Source organism: Paenibacillus sp. Y930 (assembly GCF_056786375.1).
This window is the reverse complement of the sequence record NZ_JBXCIX010000006.1, coordinates 168,815-190,049: the sequence shown is the minus strand read 5'-3', so window position 1 is coordinate 190,049 and position 21,235 is coordinate 168,815. Positions and strand designations below refer to the sequence as shown.

Annotated in this window: 22 protein-coding genes and 1 pseudogene; 4 read left to right on the top strand and 19 right to left on the bottom strand. The window is 39.4% G+C overall.

All coding sequences use genetic code 11. The features are described from left to right. Nucleotides 1-4: 4 nt before the first annotated feature. The 5 genes from AC1TO5_RS17650 to AC1TO5_RS17630 form a co-directional block, all read right to left on the bottom strand. A complete protein-coding gene (locus tag AC1TO5_RS17650; protein ID WP_482064152.1) occupies nucleotides 5-577 on the bottom strand; it encodes a DUF305 domain-containing protein in 573 nt (190 codons plus the stop codon). Nucleotides 578-736: 159 nt separating this feature from the next. Continuing rightward, on the bottom strand, nucleotides 737-1,618 hold the full coding sequence (locus tag AC1TO5_RS17645; protein ID WP_482064151.1) for a radical SAM/SPASM domain-containing protein: 882 nt from the start codon (nucleotides 1,616-1,618) through the stop codon (nucleotides 737-739). Between the two features lie 236 nt (nucleotides 1,619-1,854). Continuing rightward, nucleotides 1,855-2,073, bottom strand: coding sequence for a cold-inducible protein YdjO-related protein (locus AC1TO5_RS17640; protein WP_482064150.1), 219 nt, complete (start codon nucleotides 2,071-2,073; stop codon nucleotides 1,855-1,857). 302 nt (nucleotides 2,074-2,375) lie between these two features. Then, on the bottom strand, nucleotides 2,376-3,446 hold the full coding sequence (locus AC1TO5_RS17635) for a lactonase family protein (protein ID WP_482064149.1): 1,071 nt from the start codon (nucleotides 3,444-3,446) through the stop codon (nucleotides 2,376-2,378). A 48-nt stretch (nucleotides 3,447-3,494) separates the two neighbouring features. Beyond that, nucleotides 3,495-4,196: a DsbA family oxidoreductase gene (locus tag AC1TO5_RS17630; RefSeq protein ID WP_482064148.1), complete on the bottom strand. Its 702-nt coding sequence runs from the start codon at nucleotides 4,194-4,196 to the stop codon at nucleotides 3,495-3,497. Nucleotides 4,197-4,401: 205 nt separating this feature from the next. On the opposite strand from AC1TO5_RS17630, the gene xerS reads away from it, so the two are divergent. Then, a complete protein-coding gene (gene xerS / locus AC1TO5_RS17625) occupies nucleotides 4,402-5,484 on the top strand; it encodes a tyrosine recombinase XerS (RefSeq protein ID WP_482064147.1) in 1,083 nt (360 codons plus the stop codon). A gap of 84 nt (nucleotides 5,485-5,568) precedes the next feature. After that, nucleotides 5,569-6,540 (top strand): YpdA family putative bacillithiol disulfide reductase, encoded by a 972-nt coding sequence (locus tag AC1TO5_RS17620; protein WP_482064146.1) that lies wholly within the window; start codon nucleotides 5,569-5,571, stop codon nucleotides 6,538-6,540. A 238-nt stretch (nucleotides 6,541-6,778) separates the two neighbouring features. On the opposite strand, the gene AC1TO5_RS17615 is transcribed toward AC1TO5_RS17620, so the two are convergent. From AC1TO5_RS17615 to AC1TO5_RS17585, 7 genes are all read right to left on the bottom strand, one after another. Next, a complete protein-coding gene (locus AC1TO5_RS17615; RefSeq protein WP_482064145.1) occupies nucleotides 6,779-8,158 on the bottom strand; it encodes a hypothetical protein in 1,380 nt (459 codons plus the stop codon). Beyond that, nucleotides 8,155-9,279, bottom strand: coding sequence for a DUF58 domain-containing protein (locus tag AC1TO5_RS17610; RefSeq protein WP_482064144.1), 1,125 nt, complete (start codon nucleotides 9,277-9,279; stop codon nucleotides 8,155-8,157). Before AC1TO5_RS17610 ends, AC1TO5_RS17615 begins: the two co-directional genes overlap by 4 nt. A 9-nt stretch (nucleotides 9,280-9,288) precedes the next feature. Beyond that, nucleotides 9,289-10,212, bottom strand: a complete 924-nt coding sequence (locus AC1TO5_RS17605) for an AAA family ATPase (RefSeq protein WP_482064202.1) — start codon at nucleotides 10,210-10,212, stop codon at nucleotides 9,289-9,291. A gap of 102 nt (nucleotides 10,213-10,314) precedes the next feature. Continuing rightward, nucleotides 10,315-11,244 carry a polysaccharide deacetylase family protein gene (locus AC1TO5_RS17600; RefSeq protein WP_482064143.1) on the bottom strand — a complete coding sequence of 310 codons (930 nt, stop codon included), beginning with the start codon at nucleotides 11,242-11,244 and terminating at the stop codon, nucleotides 10,315-10,317. Between the two features lie 27 nt (nucleotides 11,245-11,271). After that, the gene (locus AC1TO5_RS17595) at nucleotides 11,272-12,273 is read right to left on the bottom strand and encodes a phosphotransferase enzyme family protein (RefSeq protein WP_482064142.1); all 1,002 of its coding nucleotides are present in this window, start codon (nucleotides 12,271-12,273) and stop codon (nucleotides 11,272-11,274) included. A 277-nt stretch (nucleotides 12,274-12,550) separates the two neighbouring features. Next, a complete protein-coding gene (locus AC1TO5_RS17590; protein WP_482064141.1) occupies nucleotides 12,551-14,167 on the bottom strand; it encodes an amino acid permease in 1,617 nt (538 codons plus the stop codon). Nucleotides 14,168-14,649: 482 nt separating this feature from the next. After that, entirely contained in the window at nucleotides 14,650-15,375 is a 726-nt protein-coding gene (locus AC1TO5_RS17585; protein ID WP_482064140.1) for a phosphonate ABC transporter ATP-binding protein, read from the bottom strand. Between the two features lie 143 nt (nucleotides 15,376-15,518). Between AC1TO5_RS17585 and AC1TO5_RS17580 the strand changes: the two genes are divergently transcribed. Then, nucleotides 15,519-15,746 carry a hypothetical protein gene (locus AC1TO5_RS17580; RefSeq protein ID WP_482064139.1) on the top strand — a complete coding sequence of 76 codons (228 nt, stop codon included), beginning with the start codon at nucleotides 15,519-15,521 and terminating at the stop codon, nucleotides 15,744-15,746. A gap of 99 nt (nucleotides 15,747-15,845) precedes the next feature. Next, complete coding sequence (locus AC1TO5_RS17575; RefSeq protein ID WP_482064138.1) at nucleotides 15,846-16,568, top strand: HAD family hydrolase; 723 nt, start codon at nucleotides 15,846-15,848, stop codon at nucleotides 16,566-16,568. Between the two features lie 59 nt (nucleotides 16,569-16,627). Here AC1TO5_RS17575 and AC1TO5_RS17570 read toward each other — a convergent pair whose 3' ends face one another. The 7 genes and pseudogenes from AC1TO5_RS17570 to AC1TO5_RS17540 all read right to left on the bottom strand — a co-directional run bounded on the left by AC1TO5_RS17570 (nucleotide 16,628) and on the right by AC1TO5_RS17540 (nucleotide 21,220). Further along, the gene (locus AC1TO5_RS17570; RefSeq protein ID WP_482064137.1) at nucleotides 16,628-17,164 is read right to left on the bottom strand and encodes a GNAT family N-acetyltransferase; all 537 of its coding nucleotides are present in this window, start codon (nucleotides 17,162-17,164) and stop codon (nucleotides 16,628-16,630) included. Nucleotides 17,165-17,232: 68 nt separating this feature from the next. Continuing rightward, a complete protein-coding gene (locus AC1TO5_RS17565; protein ID WP_482064136.1) occupies nucleotides 17,233-18,219 on the bottom strand; it encodes a phosphotransferase in 987 nt (328 codons plus the stop codon). 63 nt (nucleotides 18,220-18,282) lie between these two features. After that, nucleotides 18,283-18,843 (bottom strand): hypothetical protein, encoded by a 561-nt coding sequence (locus tag AC1TO5_RS17560; RefSeq protein ID WP_482064135.1) that lies wholly within the window; start codon nucleotides 18,841-18,843, stop codon nucleotides 18,283-18,285. A gap of 480 nt (nucleotides 18,844-19,323) precedes the next feature. Beyond that, nucleotides 19,324-19,410 (bottom strand): annotated as a pseudogene (locus AC1TO5_RS17555) (DinB family protein); the annotation flags it as partial. 209 nt (nucleotides 19,411-19,619) lie between these two features. Continuing rightward, a complete protein-coding gene (locus AC1TO5_RS17550) occupies nucleotides 19,620-20,138 on the bottom strand; it encodes a hypothetical protein (protein ID WP_482064134.1) in 519 nt (172 codons plus the stop codon). A gap of 72 nt (nucleotides 20,139-20,210) precedes the next feature. Continuing rightward, nucleotides 20,211-20,465, bottom strand: coding sequence for a hypothetical protein (locus AC1TO5_RS17545; RefSeq protein WP_482064133.1), 255 nt, complete (start codon nucleotides 20,463-20,465; stop codon nucleotides 20,211-20,213). A gap of 143 nt (nucleotides 20,466-20,608) precedes the next feature. After that, complete coding sequence (locus tag AC1TO5_RS17540) at nucleotides 20,609-21,220, bottom strand: hypothetical protein (protein ID WP_482064132.1); 612 nt, start codon at nucleotides 21,218-21,220, stop codon at nucleotides 20,609-20,611. Between the last annotated feature and the right edge of the window lie 15 nt (nucleotides 21,221-21,235).

The window sequence follows — 21,235 nt, the reverse complement described above, 5'->3', positions numbered from 1 at the left end:
TAATTCAACAACTATCTAGTCTCAGTAGAAGCTGTTTCATTTGTATGACGCCTTCTCTTTGTGAGGTTATGATAGCCTGAAGAATCGGCTTTAACGGTGGACAGATATTGAATTGAAGCACGTTGTTCGACATGCGTATAGCACCCTCGTGATGCGGAATCATTTCTCTCACAAAATTTGCATTTACTCCATTTGTAATTGGAGCTGTACCCATTTCATAAAACATTGTTTCAGATATTTCCTTAAATGCATTCATATACTGAGCAATTTCATAATTAGTGTTCGTCATTAAGCTGCACTGCTGATGTATCGCTTGCATATTCGCGATACTTTTTGTTTGTTCAGCAATAATGTTCAATGCGATATTTTGCAATTCAAGGTTGGTAGTATATTGCAATATATTTTTAGACATTTCAATTGCCGCTGCGTGATGAGGAATCATCTGTCGTATAAAAATATCAGAGATACTATTTGTAATAGGTGCACTTCTCATTTCCCGAATCATGTTATTAAGTATTTTAAAGAAAGAATCTAGATAGGCTTTCGTCACCAAGCTCAGTTCGCTATTATTATTCATCAGGTTAAAACCTCCTTTTTGAATAGCATATTCTAGGTATGTGACTAATGTGCCTCTGAACACGCAAACACAAAAAAAGCATCCGCAAATACCAATGACAGATGCTTGTCTATTACTCACATTATTGCCGATATCCATTGTGCATGGATCATTACTCTTCTACCCAAACCGCTTCCGATACCCACATTTACGACAAAGCTCCTCAACAGCCTGCCGTCTAGAAAATCCATCATAAATAGCCGTTGCACGCGAGCCCTCAATAATCTCTTCAAACCCTTGCTCATGCACATTACCAAGCTTCAAGATACCTTCCCCATCAAGGCAACAGGGAATAACAGTCCCGTCAATAAGTACGCCCGCTTGATTGCGCAGCGCATGACAGAAGCCTACACCTTCATCCTCTTCCTCATCGAGTGCTGGCCAGCGGAATTGTGGATCTTGATTCAAATAGACACGATCAGCAATTTTTAAGCCTGAGCCTGTGCCAGGTAAATAGTACTCTTCTATTTTGTAATCTAACTGGAATGCGGTTTCTATCATCTCAAGCAATTCACGATTTCGTTCCTTTTCCACATTCACTTCATTATCCTCTGCCAAGTTCCATAAACGGAATGAAGTAATCATCTTGGTCGTCGTTCTCGCCTCTTCTACAAACGCTAATATATCTGCTAAATACTGTTTCAAATCACGATTGCCGGGATCGCCATCAAAGCTATGTAATGAGAAATTCATCTGCCGAAGTGCAGGCTTACCAAGCAGCTTCTCACGATTTTTGTTGATTAGAGTTCCGTTCGTCGTTATATTAACTTTGAATCCCTCTTCATGAGCAATATCTAGTAATATATCAATCTTCGGATGAAGCAACGGCTCACCCTTTACATGGAAATATATATAATCAGTAAACGGCTTAATTTGCGACAAAGTATGCCGATAGTCTTCAACCGATAAAAAGCCCTTCGCACGCTCGGTTGGCGGACAAAAGTAACATGATAAATTACAAATACTTGTTGTTTCTATATAAAACTTCTTGAATCGCTTCATTATGAACAATCCTCTTTCAATGAAGGGTTAACAAGCGGACAATTTGAGCTACCTCTTCATTTATATATTAGTTACATCCATCATATCATATCCAAGGCACATTAATAACTTCAGTCTGTGCCTATATACTATTGAATACTCTTCGCATTAGCTATAAAAAAGACCGGTCACATGCTCTATTTACTATAGAGTGTGACCAGTCTTTTCATTAGTGATTAGATATTATATATTTGATCTTAAATATCAAATTCGTTTTTCGGTTTGCGAGGCTTGCTCGGCACCTTATTCTGTACCGCAGGAAGATGACGCATACTTCTCATCATAGGACCTTTGCAGATCGGACATAATTGATCCTCTTGTGCAAATTCGTCTCTAACCCATGCTTTACATTCCGCATTTTTACATTTTAAAATTTTAGTTGGTTTAAGTTCTGATGTTGTATTCGTAGTTGACACGCTTGAATGAGTCCCTTCACTTACAGTTGATTTTCAACTTGTTAATTTTATGTTTGCTGTTCATTGTTAATGCTATGTTACATCGTTATCAAAGCCCGTTTTTTGAACTACCCAATTAAATGAAGGTTCAAAAAGCGGGCTTTCAGAATCGAGCAGGTGAAGCGTTACTCGAGCAAGGCGGAAGCGCAAGTGTACGTTATGGGTACACGCGAACCGTACTTGCCAAGTTCGCTTCAGATGCGATGTCGACTAACCTTCGAAGCAACTTCATCGTTATCAAAGTCTGCTTTTTGAACTACCTCTTAAACCGGAACGACACATACTGGTTTAGTAGAATATACCTCAACACCAATGTTTTCTAGTAAGCCACTGCTTGTATTGCGTCTCAATGATACAATATTGTTGCCATCGCGGTTAGCTACTAACAAGTATTCACCACTTGGAGTTAGTGCGAAATGTCGTGGATGACCACCCGCTGTAGAAATATGCTGAAGCGTCGTTAATGTTCCGTCAACCTCATTGACCTCATATGCAACGATACTGTCATGACCGCGATTAGAGCCATATACAAATTTACCATCAGCAGAAATAATGATTTCAGCACAATAGCTTTCGCCGTTAAAATCTGCAGGCAATGTAGTAATGGTTTGAATCTCATTCAATTGTCCTGTTTCTGCCTCATACTTAAATGCAGTAACTGTTGAATTTAATTCATTAATCACATAGGCATAAGGAGCCGTTGGATGAAATGCAAGATGTCTTGGACCAGCACCAGCTGCTAGCTTCGTTACATGCAATTTAATAAACTTGCCGTTTGCTTGGTCTACTTTATAACAAACGATCGCATCTAAGCCTAGATCCTGTACATATAAATAAAGGCCGTCCGGACTATAGAAGCTAGAATGCGGATGCGGCTGTGGTTGATCCTGACGATCTGGGTCAGCAGTTGTCGCGCTATGTTGGACAACATCCAGCACTTTGCCTAGCGAACCATCTTCATTCAAAGAGACAAGACCAATCATACCTCCACCATAGCTTGTTACAGTTAAAAACTGATCATTTCGATCACGCTGAACATGACATGTTGTACCAGTATCTGTTGCCTTTTGCTCTACTAAAGATAGTGTACCAGCATCCGTGTCTATCGAAAACTGAGAAATTTCTCCAGACTTCGTGCCATCAGCATTTACAAGAACAGAAGATGCATATAATTGCTTTTTCTCGATGTCCACATTAAGGAAAGTCGGATTGATCAAGCCGATATACTCATCTGTTTTCGTTAATTGTCCTGTCTGCTCATCAAGTGTAAATACCTCTACTCCACTTTCATTGCTTTCAGCATATGAACCAACGTATACATTCACTTTAGACACGAATAATCCCCCTTAAAACTTTTTATAAACTACTAGGAAACACTCAGATTACTTGATTTCACAGTTATCTGGACCGCATAATCCTACTTCATCGTCACCTTGCAATGTAACTAATGTTGGATTAGTTTCCGCCCATGTTTGTTCTAACGCATTTAAAAATACAGTTTGAGGTTGTGCGCCACTAATTGCATATTTGTTGTTAAGTACAAAGAACGGAACGCCACTTACGCCAAGAGTGCTAGCTTGTTGTTCATCTGCTCTAACTTCAGTTGCATAGCGATCAGATGAAAGTACTTGCTCTGCATCCCCTTCAGAAAGTCCAGCTTGTACGGCTAACTTTATTAATTCAGCATGATCAGCAATATCAACATTATTAGTGAAATAAGCTTCCAATACTGTAGATACATAAGTTGATGCCATACCTTTTTCTTGTGCAAGAAACATTAGGCGATGTACATCAAACGTATTCGCAGTATACATATTATCAAATTCAAAGCGCAAACCTACTTCAGCAGCTTGACTCGCTACACCATGGGTCATTTCCTTCGCTTTTTCTTCAGTCATCCCATACTTTTCCGCTAATGAACCAACTGTTAATTGTTTAGGATGCTTACCTGGATCAAGCTCAAAGCATTTATAGACCACTTCGACCTTATCTTTATGAGCAAATTGAGCTAATGCATTCTCGAATTTCGTCTTACCGATATAACAAAACGGACAGACATAATCAGACCAAATTTCCACTTTCATGTCTTGCACCTCCTAAAACTTTTCAGCAACTTTCTAAATCTACTTCTCCATTATGAAAAGTAGCTTCGAAAGCGTTGATGTATTTTCTAAGCTTTCCGAACCAATCCTGTTCCCGAACCGTTACGAACTAAGCTTCAACCATTGTACCGTACTAATTCTGTTGGTACAATATTGACATAACAAACAATAGGGGGTATGAGAAAAGATGAATATACTGAAACAAAAAGATCGTTTTGATCTGGATCGCCGAATACCTCTTATGCCTTGGTATGTTGAGCAATTCATTCAATATAAATTACCTGATCTATCGCCTTCTTCTTTATTAGAATATACCCGTGATTACGAAACCTTCTTCAATTGGATGATCGTGGAACATCTATCACAGGCTACGAAGATGAACGAGATCACTTTACTTGAATTAGAAACGTTGAGAATGGAATCCATTGATGGTTATAAAATGTATCTTTCTACTCGAACAGAAGATCGAAATAGTCGGACCACCATCCAGCGCAAGCTGTCTTCACTTCGCTCTTTATTTCATTATTTAAGTCAAATTGCCGAGGACGATGATTTCTATCCGCTGCTAAAGCGAAATGTGATGGCTAAAGTTGCCATCAAACGTACACATAAGCCCAAAGATACTGCTGCTAAGCTTGAAGGAAAGCTACTGCAAGACAATGAGATCGAAGAATTTCTAACCTTTGTTCGTGCAGATTATGGTAACGTAGTGATTCTTAACAAACAAGCGACCTATTCGTATCAGCTCAATATGATTCGTGATTCATGCATCATTAGTCTTATTCTGCACTCTGGCTTACGTGTCTCTGAGCTTGTTAATTTGAATATAGACGATATTGATCTTAAGAAAAAGCTTTGCTACGTCTTTCGCAAAGGTGATAATGATGAGTCATTCAAAGCACCTGTTTATTTCCGTCATGCAGCCATCGATGATATGAAAGCTTATCTAGAGCTTCGTGAATCACGCTACAAATCACCAAGAAAAGAAAAAGCATTATTTCTTGCACTTGCTAACGGTAAACATGAAGGCTCCCGCATGACGAAGCGTGCGATCCAAGCGATGGTTATTAAGTATGCGACTCATTTTGGAAAACCATACTTGTCCGTCCACAAATTGCGCCACTCTTTCGCAACGGATTATTATTTGCGTAACGATATATACAAAACACAAGAGCAACTAGGGCATGCTTCACCCGAGACGACGCAAATCTATGCTCATTTAACAGATAAAACAATGGCAGAAGCGATTGATCGCTCATCTCTGGAATAACCTATTAAGAAGGAGTACAATAGATCAAAGAAAGTTATAAGAAGCATAAAGCTAGAAGCTACAAAAAGTTTTAGGAGGAACAAGATGAATATTGAACATACTATAATTATCGGAGCAGGCCCTTGTGGCCTTGCAGCAGGAATAGAACTTCAACGCGTGGGGATTACACCACTTATTATCGAGAAACGTAATATCGTTCATTCGATCTCACAATACCCTACATATATGACTTTTTTCAGTTCACCTGAATTGTTAGAGATCGGTGATATTCCATTTACGACAGCGAATGATAAGCCTTCTCGGCTTGAGGCGTTAAATTATTATCGTACGGCTGCCCAACGTCACAAGCTTCGTATACAGCCATATACTTCGATTACAAAAATTACGAAGGTTGATCATCATTTTATTCTTGATGCTGTTGATCAATATAATGAACCTTCGCAATATCGCGCAGATAATGTTATTATTTCAACCGGCTATTTTGATCATCCTAACTTGCTCGGTATTGAAGGCGAGGATTTACCTAAAGTTAGCCATTTCTTCCGCGAAGCTCATCCTTATGCTGGTCTGCAAGTTGCTATTATCGGAGGCAGTAATTCCTCCATCGATGCAGCACTTGAGCTGGAGCGTGTCGGAGCTCATGTAACCGTCATTTATCGCGGGGCAGAACTATCCAAAAGCGTTAAAGCTTGGGTCCGTCCTGTGTTCGAAGCTAAATTGAATAAAGGATCTATTCGCTTGCTACTACAGTCTCAAGTACAATCGATCTCGAATCATCATATAAAAGTGAATACAGCAGAAGGTGTGATCACGCTTGAGAACGATTTTGTATTAGCTCTCACAGGCTTCCATCCCGATCAACCGTTTCTTACTACTGCAGGTATTACTATTGAAGAAGAGGGGCATCCAACCTTTAATGAGGAGACGATGGAAAGTAATGTGCCGGGCATCTATCTTGCTGGTGTCGTTGTTTCTCGCAAACAGGATGCTAATGAAATTTTTATTGAGTCGGGGAGATTCCACGGCCATAAAATCGCAGCTCACATTAAGAGGTAGTTCAAAATGCGGGCTTTGATAACGAAGTATTTCAGGATGGTTACTCGGCATCGAATAGGAAGCGAACTTGGGAAGTCCGGTACGCATGTACCAATAACGTACATTTACGTTTCCTCCTTCCGCAAGTAGCGCTCCCTCTTCTCGATTCTGAAAGCCCGCTTTTTGAACTTTCATTGAAAGAGGTAGTTCAAAAAAACAGACGATAACAAGCCTCTGGGCTGCTATCGTCTGTTTTTTGTTACTTTTTCATAACAAATTTATCATATAATTTTTGCAGCTTCGTTTCATTCGGTGCTTTATCACCATATCTTGCCTCATTGTACACTTCTATTAATTGATCATAGTCAATCTTATGCTGATCATTTTTAGCATCTGCCTTGGCAGTACTACTCTGCGCTTGTGGTTGAACTTGCATCTCTTCGATTGTTTGCTTAGCTGTATGACTCGCTTGATAATGGTAACCAGCAGTAATGTTATCTTTAACTACATGGGTGTATAAGCCTCTAGCTTTATCTTCATTAGAAAGAGTTGACCAGCGCTTAGCATCCATATGGCTAGTTTTAAGCTTCATCCGCTTCGGTAGTCTCGCTCGCTTACCAATCGGTTGCAGTACCTCTATTTCGTCAATATAGGCATCATCAGACCCAGCACCTAATTTATAAGGATTGAACAGTCTTCCGATTAAGTTCTTAATCACCTTAAATATTTTTTTGGATCCATATATAATAAGGAATACTGCAGCAACAATGATAGCCGCGGTTACTAAGTACTTTAGAATCAACTCAAGATAAGTCCAGAAAAGTGAAGGCTCTCCAGGTGGTAGTGCTTCTCCAGCCCCTATAACAGGTGGTTGAGCGTTTTCCTCGACAACTTCAGTTGCTTCATAGCTAGAAAACCAAGCGATTAACCGTCTGATTAGATTCATAATCCAATCTTCAATCTGCTGCTGAATACCACGCAAAAGTGCAATCGCAAGTAATACAATAGAGATAATCGTAATGAGCACCCGATTGATCCGAACAGACATACGAGAAGTTCGTGATGATTCATCAACAATTTGCTGATCTCCTAGCATGCGCTCATTGTTAATATACAAACTAATAATGATTGCCATCATTCCACAAATATTGAATATTCCATTATATTGCACAATCTCTGTTAGTAATGTTATCTTCAATATTTGCAATACAATGAAAGCTATTATACTAATCATCATATGAACCGTTGTAAAACTCGCACGCCAACTATACAGATTATTTCTTATGCCACTATAAATGAATACACCATTAGCAATCAGGCACACAATAACACTAATTATTGTTAATTCATTGGACACTGACGAATAGAACAACGCTGTTAGAACACTACTACTAATGAGTACAAAACCAACTCTAGTATAGTTTTTATACTGTTTTCCTTCCTTCAGAAACAATTGAGGCAGCGTGTATGCAATAATCAGACCTACTAACCAACTTACAATCGCTATTGGTGGAAAGAGGTAAATACCTATCGTTACATAGAAAGGTGCAAGGAAGATTAGCTCTGTTACTGCTTGTACTATCGTGCGCATAATCTTTTTCCCGCTCCGAGAACGACTTGAGACGATAAGCTCGGTCACCCTGCACTCACCTCCTCCAGTATCGTTTCTCTTCCCTCAACAGTTTGCATATCAGCTAATTGCAAACAAAGTGCTGCATTATTGTAGCTTCTAAGTACACGTAATTGAGCTTCCAAATCCTCATTCCAATGAGACGAGATCATTAGAAAATCGGTATATGAAACTTTCGAAGCAATAATTGCATCAAGCAGATCTGAAAAACTTTCCGTCCGCTCAAGCTCCAGCGTTGCCATCGCATCGAGCATCGATAACCAGTGAGTTTCTCCACTGTTAGGTGAGATATAGAGGCTGTCAAGTTGCTCAGCGGTACGCATATTCGTAGCAAATCCCGCTTGCATCCCTTGCTTAATGACTTCCTCCGTAATACCTGCTGCATAGCGAATCCCATCTTCAATCATCGCCGGATTGGATACAACGCGCCACATTCCTTCACGATCATCAATATTCAACACAACCATTAATTTACGATTCGCTGTGAAATCATATTGATGAACCTGCAAGCTCCCCGCTCTAGCCGTAGCCTTCCAATTAATTTGTTTGAACGTATCGCCCGCTTCATATTGCCGCGTTCCCGCTACAACAAAGGGATCAGGAAGAATGTATCTTTTCACCGATACATCGCCTTGCCAGCTATGATAAGGAATCTTTTCTAAAGGAATAGCTTTCGGCTTCGGATAGACGGTCAGCTTACCATTTAACGGAATTGTTCGATTAACCTTTGCCAATCCAACAAGATCACCGCTAGTCACACTTACTGTATTCAGCTTGTATTTCCCACGCATCACTGGAATAATACGATGCTTTCTCGTCACTTTCGTAAATCCTCTTAATGTGAAGAAGCTATGATGATTTTGATAGAGACTACCTGAGCTTACTGCTAGGTTATCTGACTTGCCGAATTTCAATGAAGCTTCAAGCTGTGACTCAATATAAAGCCAAGGTATGAGTAGCCGCTTATTGTTGCTAATCTGCTCGATCATCTCGATCTCTTCGCCTTCAAAACATGCGATTGTATTGAAATGTCGCGTATAATCTACGTGGCGCAGTACAAAGCGTCGATACCAATAATATTGTGCAACTACAATCATTAATGCCGTTAAGAAAAACCATATTAACACCATAACAGGCCTCTATTCTGCAACAAGCTGCGCTTCAGAAGGAACAGGTAATCGCTCTAGTAGTTGATCAATCACTTTCTCAGTACCGTTCACCCCTCGTTGCAACCCGCGCAGCGCGATCCGATGTGCAAGTACTGGCTTAGCCATCGCTTTAATATCATCTGGGGTTACATAATCTCGTCCACGCAATATCGCATGAACTTGAACAGCGCGTAGAAGTGCTTGACTTCCACGTGGCGATACACCAATCATGACATCCTCATGTGTGCGAGTCGCTTCAACAAGCGTTAATAAATACGCAAGTACATCATCAGCTACTCGCACATCTTGATAGCTTGCGCTGGCCTCCAGTAATTGTTCTCTTGAAGCAATCGGCGTAAGCTCTTGTAGCGGATCACTTTTCATAAATCTTTTCAATAATACTAGACCTTCATCCGTAGATGGATAACCCATTTTTATTTTGAAGAGGAAGCGATCAAGCTGTGCTTCTGGCAGAGGAAATGTACCCTGCTGTTCTATTGGATTTTGCGTAGCAATAACCATAAATGGTCGCTCAAGCTTCATCGTCTCTCCGTCAATACTTACTTGGCGTTCTTCCATACACTCTAACAGACTTGATTGCGTTCTTGGCGTTGCACGATTGATCTCATCAGCAAGCAGCAAATGAGTAAACAACGGTCCTGGACGAAATTCAAAATCCGATTCCTTCTGATTGAAGAAATGAATGCCACTAAGATCAGATGGCAATAAATCGGGGGTGAATTGAATTCGCTTAAAGGCTAACGATAAAGAGCTTGCTAATGACTTCGCTAGCATCGTCTTGCCTGTGCCAGGTACATCTTCTAGCAATACATGACCTGATGTCACCAAAGCTATGACGAGCAATTCAATAACATCCTCTTTTCCTACAATTACTTTCCCTACATTTTGTTTCATAGCTTCATTGAGTTGGTATATAATATCTGCGTTCAATACGACGGCCTCCCTAGTATAGGTAATTCAAAAAGCGGACTTTGATAACGAACAATATATTCAGAATTAGAATGGATAGCTGCGCAACGTTGAACTACGCTGTAGCTCCTGTAATTGATGCCAATAAATGAGCTTAATCTGTTGCTCCTGCAAATGCTGCTGCCAATCTGCTTTCTGCATCGCTTCCCATTCTATGACGCGCTTCTGCGGCTCATGGTGGAACATATCAAGCTCTAATGATGGTTTACTAGGATGAATAATTAGTTCAGTAACACCAGGCGCCAGCTGCGTCACGAACTCCTTTAATGAATCGGTAAAACTATCCGTAGTTTCATCTTGCCCTAGTTCAAACGGCAAGCCAACCAAATAGTCTAATATAATAACACCCTTCTGATCCGCTACACTAGCAAGCATATTGATCGATTCGATATACTGCTGACTGACAACATGCTGCTGTAGTGGATTCACATATCGAGGGAGTCGAAATGGTAGTCCGTAGTAAGCGCATACATCTAATGTTTCAAGCATGAAGTGTCTACCTGTCTCTAACCCATATAAGCTACCCATATGGCTATCTGCATGAGTTGGTTTTACACCCAAATTAATTGCCATCTCGACTTGACTACTTAATTCTAAGCTCACTTGACTTGGTGAAGCACTTTGTTCGAATTGTTTGCAATTATTATGAAAATACCCTTCATTAGTAACGAGCGACGATACATCACTATGCCTTGTCACTGGACCCCACTTGTAGTTATCCCATTCACTTGTAAATGTGAAATGAACCCCTACATCATATTGAGGGTGAGCCGCACTCCATAGTGCAGCTTCACGAGCCCAAGCGCATGGCATCATTAATGTTGCAGAACTAATTGAGCCGTTCACAAGCAGCTGCTGCACTGCTGCATTTACCGAATAATTCAAGCCATAATCATCACCATTAATAATTAACAAACGATCTTCCTTACTATATCCTAAGCTTTCTGCCAAACTCATCCCATTCGCCTCACCTTCATACCTATTTTATACGTGAAACGATCTAATATATGTAATTGCAAAATCTGTATTAATAATTATTGTGCCAACGGTAGATTCATCATCTAACCCTTCTTCATAGCGCCCGATGAAATGCATCGCAACATCTACTAATCTAAGTTTCACGAGATGCTCAAGCAGCCTCAACTCTTCATCCTGTAACGGTAATTCTCGGCAAAAAGCATCCTTCACAAGCTGCAGCTTATACGTCAAATTGGTTGCGGCAGGCTTAATAAGTTCTGCTAGCAATACAGCTAATTCCATCACTCTAGCATCTTCTGTCACAAATTCAAAATCTAGTATAGCGACAACTTGGTCATCTAAGCTTAATGCATTACTGCAGTTAATATCGCCATGAATCCATTGCTGTGGTAACGAAGCAAAGTCATCTTGCATTGCCTCTAACGTAGCTCTCTCTTCCTTAATTCGTAGCATATGCGGTTTCAACTCGGCTAAAGTCACCGTTGTTGCGCACAAAGAATCGATACGCTCATCATGAAGTGGTTCGTAATTCGTTGCCAATTGATAATACGGAGTATATGCAGGCTTGGTTTCCATTCGTAATGCTGCCAGCCCTTTACTCAGCTTTGCAGCAGCTGTTGCCAGCCAAGCAATATGCTCTACACGATCAATCGAAGGTCTGACACCTTCAATATAGTGAAACATCGCAACTAATTTCCCATTAGATAATTCAGTGATCGTACTGCCAAATCGATTCAACACTGGAATCGGCGACATAATGTGTAATTCCGATTCGGATTGTAGTCGCTCTAGTATTTCATGCTCGAATTGCAGCTTACTTTTATCCTGATGATTATTATAAATTCGTAAGTTATATTGCTTATTGCCATCTCGAACAATACGCGTTGTATTATTCATACCACTATGTCCGACTAAGATGGTCGGCTGTTCAAGAAAGCTATAATACGTCAAAGCTTCATTTAACAATTGTGTCTCAAGGCTAGGTGAAGATTGTTCCTGTTGCTCCATAAAGCCCTCCTAAAACTTTTCATAGCTTCTCGTGATACTCCCTGCGATGCAAAGTAACTTCGAAAGCGTAATCTAAAACTTTTCATAACTTCTAGTCATCATTATAACGCCTAACTGACTTTATTGGCAAAATTGGACGAAAATCCGTATTTTTTCGACATCATCTCCTGCTATTAGGCTATCGTTTTACCGTCGAAACTTTGAATGAAAATGTAACTTTATGCGCTTCCCCGGGAAATAACTAAGGAAATTACCATCATTTCCGTAACATTTCCCATCACTGCAATGGTAGCTTTCCCTCTAACTCAAAAGTATCTCTTGTAAATTGGCTATTGTTATTCATTAGCTTTGCAAAACCTACTGTAGTGTAGGTGTAAATCATCCCGACAATGAGTATACATCCAATACTAAGCAATATATAATAGTTCACATAATAGCTTGCTGCTGCAACGATAATTAGTAGAGCAAATATTAATATCCAGCGCACCGAATTTGACCAGTCACCAATTGTCCAAAGTGAATCTAGCTTTACATCTCTAGTGAAATAGAGCGTAAGTACATATAGACTGCCATAACAGACAACAACGACCAGAGCCATCGTTTCAAGTATCGCATTCACTTGTAGAATACCGAGCAAGATTAATATAATGATCGCAATGATCCCTACTACTGCAACTGCGATATGGGGAATTTGCCGATTGAATGAAACCATGCCTAGTTTATTAGAGAATGGCAGCATACGATCTCTCGACATCGCAAGCATCGTTCTGGAAGCATGGGTTAAGCTGCTTTGACTGTTTTGCCAACAAGCCAATATAGCAATGATGATTAAAATATCTCCCCAAACTTTCGATTCAACAACAAGATAAGTTAACCATTGTTCGATGTTAGCGATATTCCCGTTCACACTATAGTTCATAACGAGATTAGACAAGACAAGTAATAGCACAAATCCAATAATATAAGTATAGCTGCTAGCAAGGTATATCGACCATGGTGTGCGGATTTTTGGTTCTAACGTTTCTTCGGCTCCACTTGAAGCCTCCTCTGTTCCAACAAACCATTTACTCATTAATGCAATAACCAAACCAATTTGAGCAAAGGTAGCTGATCCTGCATTCAAATACAAAGATGATGCATTATGCTGCGAAATGAATATGTAGATAGCTGAATAACCATTCGCAAACATCGTCATCGTGACACAGTTAATCAATGCTACGATGCCTAGTATTTGTAATAATAATCCGACGACTTGGAGCGATCTTATGTATGAGCTTTTCAAACTATTGATCATAACTTGTAATAATACGATCACAACAGCAGTACTATAAAATCCAAACTGCTGCTGAAAAAATGACGTATGCGGCGCTAGCAATATAGCTATAAAATAAGTGCAGCCGTAGCTATACCATATGATAAGACTCACTTGTGCAATTAATTTAAGATTACCAATGACACTTGCTAGCATTGATCCTGATTGGCGAAATACAACATGATATAATCCACCAGCGGTAGGCTGTGACGATATTAGCTGAGCTAGCATTGCTGATAGCAGTACAAACACCACACCTATAATAGGGAATAAGATCAAGACAAGCTCAAGTCCTCCATTCTTCACAAGCGGTGCGAACAACAATAACGATGTTGCTAGCACTCCTAATGTGTTGAACGATAGACTGAATGAACTAAGTTCACCATAATGTCGTTTCAAAAACTGACCAATACCAAAGCGATGCAAATCATGCTTATCCTGCAGAAGTTGAATCGTTTCTCCATACAACGACGAGCTAATGTAGTTTTGTGCTTTAATACTTTTCTGCACGTACATACATATCCCGCAAATAACAACGATGCCGATCGCGAATAAAGCAATCATACTGCCAAGCTGAATCATTACTACACCTCCACTATAACTATGTATATGTGTTTTCTTCATCACCATGTCATTAAATGAGCTTTTCGTATGAAGGTGTAGTTAATAGACCTCATTAGTAATGTTCATATAGTGAAACAAGCATCCCTCAATAGAAGCTACACCAGCTACTTGATGTATTTTCTATTGATGAATGCTAAATTGTAATAGGGGTTGCCCACAAGCAACGAAGCAAAACCCATCAACGTGTACGGCTCGAGTACACAAGCGGCCAACGCCCGAAGCTTCAAATGAGGGTTCCGCTTTTTAAACTTCCTCTTCCAATGAGAGTTCAAAATGCGGGCTTTCAGAACCAAGAAGATGGAACGCTACTTGAGAAAGGCGGAAGTGCAAGTGTACGTGTTTGGTACACGCGAACCGTACTTTCCAAGTTCGTTTCATATTCGATGCCGAATAAACTACGAAGCCAATCATCGTTATCAAAGTCCGCTTTTTGAACTTCCCTATATCAGGTTTTTTTCTCTTTCTGTTAGTCTGCGACCGTACACGTCCACCACTAACTCCCCACCATTAAGACCAATCACGCGATCAGCGAATCGTTCTGCCCAGTCTCCTTGATGAAGGACAGCAATGACGATAATACCTTGTTCTTTACATAGCGCTTTTAATTCAGCTAATACTAATTCGGCTGCATGTGGATCTAGACCTGCAACGGGTTCATCGGCAACAATAACTTTTGCACCATGCACTAACGCTCTTGCAATCGCAATACGCTGTTGTTCTCCACCGCTGAGATGCTTTGCTTTCATCTTTGCCTTATCAAGCAAACCACGCTTTTCAATCATATCCATTGCGCCCATATAATCATCATTGCGCATCAAGCCTGTCCATCTTCTCCATGCCGGAGTTTGGCCTATTGCACCGATAATTACATTTTTTAACGCCGTCTTATCTGGAAATAAGAAAGGCTTTTCCTCTAAGTACGCAACTTCTTGCTTCAACTTCAACTTTGCCCGAATTCCACCTTCAAATATATTGTTCCCATTAAATATATATTTGCCAGATGTCCAGTTTTGTTGAAGTGCGAGACATTTCAATAATGTAGATTTTCCACTTCCGCTAGCGCCTTTGATCGCTATGAAATCTCCCTCATAAGCATCGAAAGTAATATTTTTCAACAGCTTTGGGCCGCCTGGAATTGATTTAGATAATTTTTGTATTCTTAACATTTTTCGCATCCTTCCCATTTATGAAAACGCTTCTAACTACTAGTTTACGTCAAAAAAACAACTCTTTCCATACGAACAAATGTTTGGTATACTATTATCAGAACACATGTTCTAATAATTCGTTATTAGGAGGCTTGATTAACATGCATTCCAATCGTCAACATTTTCGTTTCGTAGAGAAATTCCCACCTCAGCGAGATCTTACGTTCACCTTTTTTGATGATGGTAGACTAACAATTGAAAATAACGATACGGGTGAGCAAGTTAAGCCTTCAGAATTACGTCGAGAAAGTAAAGACTTCTATGTACAGCGCCGCATTTCCTATATTAAGAACAAATTACTAGAGTGCAAACAACGTCACGCACAATAGTGTCATTTCTCGTAACGCAGCCCCTATTCATTGACTGTATCACTTCGATAGGTTAGATTGAACATAGTAGCATCCATGTAGATAAGGAGTTTTCACACTATGTCGCAACAAATTTTATTTGATCTTGATGATACATTAATCTATTGTAACCGTTATTTCTTTCAATCTATAGAACAATTTGCCCAGCAAGTTGTAAGTTGGTTCAATCATTCTATATTAACCGTTGATGAGGTAAAAGCTAAGCAGGCTACACTTGATACTCTACTTATTGCGGAGAGTGGCTTCAAAAGCGTACATTTCCCGCAATCTTTTATCGATACGTATCATTATTATTGCCAATTACACGGTCGCGCTTCTTCCCCTGTTGAGATTGATACACTTTGGAAGCTTGGATTGGACGTTTACGGTCATGAGACGGAAGCCTATCCTCATATGGAGGACACATTGCAACAATTAACGCAGCAAGGACATCAGCTTTCTCTCTATACAGGTGGAGAGCAGAAGATTCAATTGCGTAAAATACAAGATATGTCACTTGATCGTTACTTCGATGATCGTATATATATTCGTCAGAAGAAAAATATTGCTGCATTGGATGAAGTGCTAACTGCTAATTCATTCGACCGTGAGCGAACTTGGATGATTGGCAACTCTATTCGCAATGATATTGTACCTGCATTATCTGCTGGCATCCATGCTATTCATGTCGTTGTTCCCGATGAATGGTGCTACAATATTATAGATGTTAATATCGAGCCTAAAGGTCAATTTCTATCCGTTCAATCATTACAGCAAATCCCACCATTTATTTCACGCTATTAATATTTTATATCTTAAAAGCTAGCACAGTTAGGGGACATCCTCCACTGCGCTAGCTTTTTTTAATATTTTCTATCTTTAAGAATTGAATATACGTATGTATCGTGCGCTATTCCATTTTGATACATATAATCTCTCAAAATGCCCTCTTTTTGAAATCCAGCTTTGACTAGCAATTTATTGGAGGCTTCGTTATCTACGAAAACGACTGCCCCTATGCGAGTCAGACCGAATTCATCAATTCCATATTGAATCACTTTACATACGGCTTCGAAGATATAGCCCTTTCTCCAGTGCTGAGGATGTATTTCATAGCCTATTTCTGCTCGTCTATGTTTGGGAGACCAAGCATTAAATCCAACAGTCCCAATTATTCCCTGCGTTCCTTTTATTTCAATTCCCCATCGTATTCCTCTTTTATCCTTATAGCTATTTGCAAAAAAATCAACAAAAGCTTCTGCTTGTTCGATATGATCTAATGTATCTTGCCCATAATAGCGAGTTACACTTTCATTGGAAAAACAAGCGAATATGCCCTTCGCATCACCCTTTGAAATTTCTCTTAGTATCAACCTGTCCGTCTCTAATATTGGAAACATTCCTTGTTCCTCACTTTCTATATATATTTAATTGTGGCATTCATTCCATCTTTATTGTTTTGCATTGTCTAAATATTTCCTAACAAAGCCGAAATGTTTTTTTGACTATCAGCAAGCCAAATCATTTCCTTTGCGAAGCGACCTGGCGGTACACTATGTTGATCCATGTTAGCATTAATCCACCATGTGCTTTCCATGTACCACAACAACTGTAATGAATATGTTAAATAGCCCTCTACCACTTTGCGTTCTTCACTGTACCCTTCCATAAACGCCGAAGCTAGGGAAACATCTAAATGATCATCTAATGCACATGACATAACAGCACGAGCTACATCAAGTTGCGGATAGTCATACTTTAGTCGATCAAAATCTAGAATTGCAGTTAATCCGTTATCATTAAATAAAAGATTATCTACCCAGAGGTCACGATGTGCCCATCCTGTTTGAAGTAATTCGAGTACTTCTATATCCATTTCTTCAGTAGCTTTAAATTGAGTTTCTATAACAGCAAGCAACTGAGGTTTACCAACTCCATTAGTCTTTTCCCAAACTGAGTTCCAATGTGTTAAACGCTCCTCACGGCTTGGAGGAATAAATTGCGGACTATTTTTAATGCCCAGTGTCCCGTCATTTAACAATCGATGCATTTTTCCTGTTGCTCGACCTAAAGCGTATATTTGATGGACATTAGTTTTACCTGGTGGAACTATTTTCCCCTGACAAAATTCCATCACCATGAAGAGTTCTCCATTATCAGATTCAAACAAAATTCTTTCATTCTGTGATAATACTTTGGAGCACGCTAGACCTTGGTCATACAATCGAATCTGTTGAGAAAATGCAAATAATAGATCCTCTGGGTTAATTAATTTATATCTTTGTTTGTTGTATTGTTTAAGTAAAAATTCCCCTGCATCAGTGGTAACTTTCCATTTTAAGTTTAACCAACCTCGTTTTATAGAAGTAGTTTCAATTACATTTAAACCGAATAAACGACGAAATGTTTTTATTAGGTCATCCAAGATCATTTCTTCTGTTAATATTGTCTCCATTTGGTCAACTCCTATATTTATAGTGTGGAAGTGTATTCATTTAAAAGTTATTTCAAAGGAATATCATGGTGTATATTCGATATTATCATTCAGATATAAAAACTGTGGATCATGCTGCTGCAACCACAGCCTTGCTTCTTTGATATCTGTTTTTCTAGGAATAACGATAGACTGCGGAATCAGATCAAATAAATTGTTGTAGGCTTCACGCTTTTCATACAATCGAGTAAAAACGGAGGTTTGATCATCAAATAGGGCAAGCGATTCATCCACTAATTTGTGATAAAAGCTCTGCACTTTTACATTTTGATCGGTAGGAAATGGTCTCTCGAACCGAAGTAACCTCAGAATGCGTTGATCTTTCTTGAACCACTTGCTCTGCTCATAGACGACCGTATAAGAAATATTAGTTGCGGAATCATCGCTTACCTCGTTGTAATGCTCCAATGTGCTGGGGATTATGTTTTCGCCTGCTCGACTAATTGAAATGCTGTATTCATTCATGCTTTTTCCAAATCCGAAAACTCTGTCCGCCTTGATTTCCTTTGATTGAAAGACTATAATACAGGCACTCGTTAAGAGGGTGACACAGATCAATCCGACGGACAACCATATTTTATTCATTATCCCCATCCTTTATTTTGAACGAATATAATTTTATATATAACCTTCATTCTACCTTTGCCCAAAATCTTATATAGAACTTTTCATTTTGTGGTTCGTATTTATTATTCAACTGCTCCGATACATATAGTTGAAATATAAGAGCGTAAGCCATTTAATTATTTCAAAAATTAGTTTTTTTTCCCATAAGCATTAAACTGAAATGCCCATTTCTTCAATGAAAAGAGGAGCTCCTCCTACGTTGCAAGCTCCAACAAATTATCTAACCATTCATCGCAGTAATTAGAAAACAATTAGCTGTGAGAAAAGCTATTGGTGTCATAACAAGCTTTTCCTTTTTACTTTTGAACAAAGCACTTATTAAGGTCTTCACTATTAAGCCACCTTTCCTAGACTACCGTTTCTGATTTTGAACTATCGTGGAGCTCCTTCATTACATTAGGCTAGTTCAGCCGAATAGCAGCGAGTGAAGTACTCACTTCATTTGCCTTCCTCATCGGCCGTGGGACCGTAGAGGCTCGGCACCGGAATATCGAGAAGCCGCAAATAAACCCCAAGCTGCGCCCGTATGAAAAGTACTCTATTCCATATTAGCATATATTGTAAGTATTCTGTCCAATAACGTGGAAAAGGCAGCCGAATTAACAGCTGCCTTTTCCCGATGATTATTGTGGTATAGTACCTCTTTGGATCAATAAATTAGACTGCTTCAAATGCCGGAAATTCATTGAGTATCATAATCACTTAGCACCTTCCCATTAAAATGTTTTTAAACGTCACCGTTTCCATTTATTCCTTATCAATACGATGAACAGCAACAGAAATGCAACAACGATGACTACTATGATCGCCGGAATAGCATACCCTCCCTGTTGTTTAGATTGCTCCGCCTCCATTGTTAATCCAGGATTAATAGACTTGATGCCTGAATCCTTCATCGCCGCTTCATTTGCATTGTCCCAAGGTCCCGTTCGACCACACAAATTCATGCGAAGCACTCCTTCCTGAACGCTTCCAAATACCAAATATTCCGTATCTTTAATAAAAGGATCCCACCCGTTATCATAAATCTCAAGTTGAGAGGTCTCTACTCCTTTCCAAGCCTCATCGATCTGGAACACAGTAAGTCCGTCCTTTTTAATCTTGACTGCCTTTCCTTTAAAAACGACAGTGCTATCGTCCAGCTCCTCCTTAACGGGAAGTGGCGGTGCGCAGGACAAGGCTTCAGCTTGCGGTGCCGCACATAAAATAATTACAACTAAAATAAGTAGGATTGCTGTAAAAAGTTTTTTCAAATAATCCCTCCGCTCTTTTTCACTAAACCTTCTGACGATCCCAAAGTGCAAGAAGGTTACTGAGAAATAACCTCAAATAGATTTTTTAATTCCTTTTCTTAGCCCAATTATTAATAAAACTAATCCAAGTATTAAGAAACCCCCTATAAATAAATTATCAAAAATACCAGGCATAGTTGGTTCAGAGAGATACGAGCCAGACCCATTAATTTTTACTGGTGCAGTCTCACTAGCCCATTTAAAAACAGCTATAAATCTTTCCACTGTGTACAAAACCCCACTTAATGCAATCAATCCCAGACCAGATATAAACCTGCTCTTCGACATTTGTTGTTCACCTCACACGTAACTAATTATAATACTGATCGATTTAACTTAAGTACTCCTTCCACAATCTTTAATACATAAAATATGAATAATATGACATATAAAGCGCCGAGAAAAATAATGTATCAATATTTTCGAACAGCTTATTCCGTAAAAGTCAGTGTGACCACCTGCACTAAGTCCATTCCTTCAAATTCAGAAGGCGAAAAGAAGCTCTCCATAGAATAACTTTTCATACTCGTACCGCTGTCATAAATCATAATTGCTACTGGTATTTCTTTGTCGAGTTCAATCTCTTGAAAATCGGTCAGAAATCCTTTTGTAGAGGCAACGATTTTGTAATCGACATCAAGTTTTCCTATTTGATAGGAGGCTCGCACCTTTGTGTTGATGTGCATATCTATTGCATAATCATCTTTAAGTAACATTGCAAACGTGCCTTCCAATCGGCCATCGGGGGCAGCCTCCTCTCCCAATAAAATCTGTCCACCTCCCACAGTGTTCCATATGCCGTTATCTTCTAAAACATAAACATTTGCTTTAAGGGTTTTTGCGATTTTTGGAGCCTTGAATGAAATGATATTCACATCACCTACGAGAGCCAGGGATTGTAGAAGATATATGTCGTTTTCAGATAACTCATAGGGTGCAACACCCTCTTTATCAAGTAATTTCGCTGTCCCTGTATCGTTCGAACAAGAAGAAATTGTCATTATCATAGTAATAGTTAAAACTATTGTAAAAACCTTTTTCATTCCAATTTCCCTCCT

Excerpts from the sequence above, each read along its gene's own strand:
- AC1TO5_RS17650 (WP_482064152.1), bottom strand. The coding sequence starts at position 577 with ATGAATAATAATAGCGAACTGAGCTTGGTGACGAAAGCCTATCTAGAT.
- AC1TO5_RS17645 (WP_482064151.1), bottom strand. The coding sequence starts at position 1,618 with ATGAAGCGATTCAAGAAGTTTTATATAGAAACAACAAGTATTTGTAAT.
- AC1TO5_RS17630 (WP_482064148.1), bottom strand. The coding sequence starts at position 4,196 with ATGAAAGTGGAAATTTGGTCTGATTATGTCTGTCCGTTTTGTTATATC.
- xerS (WP_482064147.1), top strand. The coding sequence starts at position 4,402 with ATGAATATACTGAAACAAAAAGATCGTTTTGATCTGGATCGCCGAATA.
- AC1TO5_RS17620 (WP_482064146.1), top strand. The coding sequence starts at position 5,569 with ATGAATATTGAACATACTATAATTATCGGAGCAGGCCCTTGTGGCCTT.
- AC1TO5_RS17610 (WP_482064144.1), bottom strand. The coding sequence starts at position 9,279 with ATGGTGTTAATATGGTTTTTCTTAACGGCATTAATGATTGTAGTTGCA.
- AC1TO5_RS17605 (WP_482064202.1), bottom strand. The coding sequence starts at position 10,212 with ATGAAACAAAATGTAGGGAAAGTAATTGTAGGAAAAGAGGATGTTATT.
- AC1TO5_RS17600 (WP_482064143.1), bottom strand. The coding sequence starts at position 11,244 with ATGAGTTTGGCAGAAAGCTTAGGATATAGTAAGGAAGATCGTTTGTTA.
- AC1TO5_RS17595 (WP_482064142.1), bottom strand. The coding sequence starts at position 12,273 with ATGGAGCAACAGGAACAATCTTCACCTAGCCTTGAGACACAATTGTTA.
- AC1TO5_RS17590 (WP_482064141.1), bottom strand. The coding sequence starts at position 14,167 with ATGATTCAGCTTGGCAGTATGATTGCTTTATTCGCGATCGGCATCGTT.
- AC1TO5_RS17585 (WP_482064140.1), bottom strand. The coding sequence starts at position 15,375 with ATGTTAAGAATACAAAAATTATCTAAATCAATTCCAGGCGGCCCAAAG.
- AC1TO5_RS17580 (WP_482064139.1), top strand. The coding sequence starts at position 15,519 with ATGCATTCCAATCGTCAACATTTTCGTTTCGTAGAGAAATTCCCACCT.
- AC1TO5_RS17575 (WP_482064138.1), top strand. The coding sequence starts at position 15,846 with ATGTCGCAACAAATTTTATTTGATCTTGATGATACATTAATCTATTGT.
- AC1TO5_RS17570 (WP_482064137.1), bottom strand. The coding sequence starts at position 17,164 with ATGTTTCCAATATTAGAGACGGACAGGTTGATACTAAGAGAAATTTCA.
- AC1TO5_RS17565 (WP_482064136.1), bottom strand. The coding sequence starts at position 18,219 with ATGGAGACAATATTAACAGAAGAAATGATCTTGGATGACCTAATAAAA.
- AC1TO5_RS17560 (WP_482064135.1), bottom strand. The coding sequence starts at position 18,843 with ATGAATAAAATATGGTTGTCCGTCGGATTGATCTGTGTCACCCTCTTA.
- AC1TO5_RS17545 (WP_482064133.1), bottom strand. The coding sequence starts at position 20,465 with ATGTCGAAGAGCAGGTTTATATCTGGTCTGGGATTGATTGCATTAAGT.
- AC1TO5_RS17540 (WP_482064132.1), bottom strand. The coding sequence starts at position 21,220 with ATGAAAAAGGTTTTTACAATAGTTTTAACTATTACTATGATAATGACA.